The organism is Psychrobacter sp. T6-1 (assembly GCF_052258445.1).
The window spans coordinates 1-541 of sequence record NZ_JBQQFC010000809.1 but is presented as its reverse complement, the minus strand read 5'-3'; the positions used below and the strand labels follow the sequence as shown (position 1 = coordinate 541).

1 pseudogene is annotated in these 541 nt (G+C 47.5%); it reads left to right on the top strand.

Features of this window, described 5'->3' with window-relative positions:
- Positions 1 to 37: 37 nt before the first annotated feature.
- Positions 38 to 541, top strand: a pseudogene (locus ACTXGO_RS16090) (general secretion pathway protein GspK); the annotation flags it as partial.

Below are 541 nucleotides of genomic sequence, written 5' to 3'. Positions count from 1 at the left end.
GAGCAGCAGAGCAGCAGAGCAGCATAGGGGCAAGGCAATGAGCATAACAGCGAACTCCCAGCGCGGTGTAGCGTTACTGACGGTTTTGCTATTGGTTGTCAGTATTACTGTGGTCGCAGGGGCTATGCTTGCCAGTCAAAAAATTGTCATACGTCGAAGTGGTCTGTTGCTTAATCAAGATCAACTTTTGCAAGATATCCATGCCGGCGAGCAATTGGCAGTAACGATGATCCGCGCTGATAACGAGCTTAATAATACCGATAGCACGCAGGATATTTGGGCGCAGCCGATACCGCCTTACGCTTTGGGCGCACATAGCATAAGCATTGAGCTGCGGGACGAAGCGAGCCGCTTTAATATCAATAATCTGTATCAAAATGGCACGGTTAATAGCGCGGCGCTCGCCATATTACAAAAGTTATTAACGCAATTAAGCTTAGAGCCTGATATTGCTACGGCTATTTTAGATTGGCAAGATACAGATAGTGAGGTATATAAAGATGGCGGTGACGAAGGAGCGGTATATGATTCAGGCTCGCCT